Raw genomic sequence first — 3885 nt, 5'->3', positions numbered from 1 at the left:
CGCCTACCGCGTCGGAATCCCAGTCGATGTCTCAGACGGACCTGTTCACCTCGGGTCATGCTGCGATGGCGCTCGGCGGGCATTGGAGATATCAGACGCTCGAGCGTGCCCCGGACCTGGATTTTGACATCGCTGTGTTGCCGACTGGCCCGAAAGGGCATGCTGCCCAATCGAATATCGGCACCACCGGGCTGGCCATCGCATCGAGTAGCCCCCGCAAAAAGCAGGCGTGGGAGTTTGTGAAATTCGCCACCGGGCCGGCGGGACAAGCAGTGATCGCTGAAACGGGCCTGTTTGTGCCGGCGCTGCGGTCTGCGGTCCAATCGGCCGATTTTGCCAAGGCGCATAGCAGGATCGGCAATATGGCGGTGCTGACCGGCGGGCCGGCACATGCCGAGGGGCTACCCGTCACTCCGGAGTGGCCGAAGATCGTCGCGTTGATGGACCGCAACATCGGCCCGGTTCTGCGCGGCTCGCGGCCCGCTGCGTCGCTGACGGACGGACTGACAGCCAAGATCGACGAGGTACTCCGGACACCATGACACCGATCGATGCAACCGCCGCGACGGTAGCCCCCCGGCGCGGGCCGTCGCGGCGGCGGGCCCGGGCCGGTCGCATCTTCGTCGCGCCCAATCTGACGGCGGTCGCGGTGTTCATGCTGTTTCCGCTCGGATTCTCGCTGTACATGAGTTTTCACGATTGGGATATGTTCAGCCCGGCCAAGTTCGTCGGCTTGGCGAACTACCGCAGCCTCTTTGCCGAAGACCCGCTGTTCAACATCGCGTTGCGCAACACGGTGGTCTACACAGTGGGCACTGTCGTGCCCACCGTGCTCATCAGCCTCGCCGTGGCCGGTGCGCTCAACCGGAAAATAAAGGGAATAGCTGTATTTCGGACAGTTATCTTTGTGCCACTGGCCGTGTCGTCGGTGGTGATGGCCGTCGTCTGGCAGTTCGTGTTCAACACCAACAACGGCCTGCTCAACATCATCCTCGGTTGGATCGGTATCGACCCCATTCCCTGGCTGGTCGATCCGAAATACGCCATGGCCTCGCTGTGCATCGTCAGCGTGTGGCGCAGCGTGCCTTTCGCGACGGTCATCCTGTTGGCTGCCATGCAAGGTGTGCCGGAGAACCTCTATGAAGCAGCCAGACTCGATGGCGCGGGGGAGTTGCGGCAGTTCGTGTCGATCACCGTTCCGCTGATTCGCAGCGCCGTGTCGTTCGTGGTCGTCATCTCGATCATCCATGCATTCCAGGCATTTGATCTCGTCTACGTTCTGACCGGACGTAACGGGGGACCCGAGACGGCGACGTATGTTCTGGGCATCATGCTGTTCCAGCATGCTTTTGCGTTCCTGGAGTTCGGTTACGCCTCGGCGCTGGCGTGGGTGATGTTCGCAATCCTGCTGGTGCTTACCGTTGTGCAGTTGCGGCTTGGGCGTCGTCGAGCCGCGCAGGAGGAACGGTCGTGGGCGTAGCGCAGCGGGCGTTGCGGCCCAACGTACTCCGTGGTGTGGTGCTGTATGCCACGCTGACGGCAATCGCCACGTGCGCACTGTTCCCGATCCTGTGGGCGATGTCGGGATCGTTGAAGACAGCGGGCGAGGTGACCATGCCGACGCTGTTTCCCGCACATCCGCAGTGGTCCAATTACCGCGACGTGTTCGCCGTCATGCCGTTCTGGCGAATGTTTTTCAACTCCGTGCTGTATGCCGGGTGCGTCAGCATCGGGCAGGTGTTCTTCTGCTCGCTGGCCGGATACGCGTTCGCGCGCCTGAGGTTTCGGGGCCGGGATACATTGTTCGTCTTGTACTTGGGGACGTTGATGGTGCCCCTGACCGTCACGGTGATTCCGCAATTCATCCTGATGCGCGTCGCCGGGCTCACCGACACTCCGTGGGCGATGATCGTGCCGGGGCTCTTCGGCAGCGCATTCGGCACCTACCTGATGCGCCAGTTCTTCCGCACCCTGCCAGACGAACTCGAGGAAGCTGCGATCCTCGACGGCTGCTCTCCGTGGCAGATCTACTGGCGGATACTGCTCCCGCACGCAAAACCCGCGGTGATGGTGTTGGCGGTGCTCACCTGGGTCAACGTCTGGAACGATTTTCTCTGGCCACTGTTGATGATTCAGCGAAACAGTATCGCGACCCTCACTCTTGGGCTGGTTCGGATGCAAGGCGAATACACCGCCCGGTGGCCCGTACTGATGGCCGCGTCCATTCTGATTCTGCTGCCGCTGGTACTGGTCTATGCGCTCGCGCAACGCGCCTTCATCCGCGGCATCGCGGTCACCGGGCTGGGGGGATAGCCAATGGCGTCAGTGACTTTCGAGTATGCGACCGGGCGTTACTCCGGTGCGGATCGGCCGGCCGTCGACCGCTTGGACCTGAACGTCACTGATGGTGAGTTCGTGGTGCTGGTCGGGCCGTCCGGGTGTGGCAAGACCACGTCGCTGCGCATGATCGCCGGGCTGGAAACAGTCGACTCCGGGCGGATCCTCATCGGCACCCGAGATGTCACCGATGCAGATCCCAAAGACCGCGATGTGGCGATGGTGTTCCAAAACTACGCTTTGTACCCGCATATGAATGTCGCCCAGAACATGGGCTTCGCCCTCAAGATCGCCGGAATAGCGAAAAGTGAGATCCGGGAACGGGTATTAGATGCCGCCCGGTTACTCGACCTCGAGCCGTACTTGGAGCGCAAACCGAAGGATTTGTCCGGGGGTCAACGTCAACGGGTGGCGATGGGGCGTGCGATCGTTCGTCGACCGCAGGTGTTCTTGATGGACGAACCGCTGTCCAACCTGGACGCGAAACTACGGGTGCAGACCCGCAATCAGATTGCCCGACTGCAACGGCGACTGGGCATCACCACCATCTACGTCACCCACGACCAGGTCGAGGCAATGACCATGGGTGATCGCGTCGCGGTGTTGCGCGACGGTGTCTTGCAACAGTGCGCGGTTCCGCGGGAGCTGTACCGGAGTCCGGTGAACATGTTCGTAGCGGAATTCATCGGCTCGCCGGCAATGAACCTGCTGACTCTTCCCATTGTCGATGACGCCGTCGCACTGGGCGACTGGTCGATCCCCGTGCCACGCGAGATTACCGCTAGCACAGCAGAACTGGTGATCGGCATCCGGCCGGAGCATCTTGACCTCGGCGGAACCGGGGTCGAGATGCAGATCGATGTGGTCGAGGAACTCGGTGCGGACGCCTATCTGTACGGGCGAATCGCCGGGCCCGACAACACCTTCGGTCAGCCGATCGTCGCGCGTGCCGACGGGCAGGACCCACCACCGCGGGGTAGTCGCGTGCGCTTACATCCGCAGCCGGGTCACCTGCACTTCTTCGGTGTCGACGGTCATCGATTGCTGTAGCGCACGGCGGGCTACTTGGGAATCGAGGCTGCCATCTGATCGGCTATCTGACTGGCGATGTCGGTCGGGTCGCCGTTCTGGCAGACCTTGGCGGCCAATAGGACGTTGCTCTGCGTGCGGAAATCGAAGGCGCAGCGCCACGCGCCTTGTTGGCCGTTGGTGATTCCGATCGACGCCCACTGAGCCTTGTTGTCGGTGACATTCGGGGTCTGCAGCTGGAACTGGACATTGCTTCCCGTCTCGCCGGGCACGAGCGCTCCCTCGCATCCACTGAGCCCACTCAACGCATTGTGGAAGTTGCGGTCCGCATCTCGCGCGTCGGGGTATGTCGCAACCTGCTGATCGACGATGTGCTGGTAATTGTCCTTCGCTTCCCGGTAGTCGTAGCCGCGATATGCGGTGTAGTCGACATTTATTCCGAACGAATTCGAGTCGGGCCCTTCCAGCGGACTGCAGTTGGACTTGTCGCCGAAATCTCTGGGAGCCGGTGGATATAAC

5 protein-coding genes are annotated in these 3885 nt (G+C 61.9%); 4 read left to right on the top strand and 1 reads right to left on the bottom strand.

From position 1 onward, the window contains the following. From WAN02_RS23135 to WAN02_RS23120, 4 genes are all read left to right on the top strand, one after another. On the top strand, positions 1 to 542 hold a 542-nt coding region (locus tag WAN02_RS23135; protein WP_422266759.1), incomplete at its 5' end, for an extracellular solute-binding protein. Beyond that, on the top strand, positions 539 to 1480 hold the full coding sequence (locus tag WAN02_RS23130; RefSeq protein ID WP_422266757.1) for a carbohydrate ABC transporter permease: 942 nt from the start codon (positions 539 to 541) through the stop codon (positions 1478 to 1480). The genes WAN02_RS23135 and WAN02_RS23130, both read left to right, overlap by 4 nt. Then, positions 1471 to 2313: a carbohydrate ABC transporter permease gene (locus WAN02_RS23125; protein WP_422266755.1), complete on the top strand. Its 843-nt coding sequence runs from the start codon at positions 1471 to 1473 to the stop codon at positions 2311 to 2313. The genes WAN02_RS23130 and WAN02_RS23125 overlap by 10 nt, the downstream gene beginning before the upstream one ends. 3 nt (positions 2314 to 2316) lie before the next feature. Further along, complete coding sequence (locus WAN02_RS23120) at positions 2317 to 3387, top strand: ABC transporter ATP-binding protein (protein ID WP_422266753.1); 1071 nt, start codon at positions 2317 to 2319, stop codon at positions 3385 to 3387. Positions 3388 to 3398: 11 nt separating this feature from the next. Here the strand turns inward: WAN02_RS23120 and WAN02_RS23115 are convergent. Then, positions 3399 to 3885 (bottom strand): sensor domain-containing protein (locus WAN02_RS23115; protein WP_422266751.1); only part of this gene is annotated, 487 nt, incomplete at its 5' end.

The organism is Mycobacterium sp. (assembly GCF_049281135.1).
GTDB lineage: Bacteria > Actinomycetota > Actinomycetes > Mycobacteriales > Mycobacteriaceae > Mycobacterium.
Note: the sequence above shows the minus strand (reverse complement) of the source record. Positions and strands in the feature narration are given on the sequence as shown.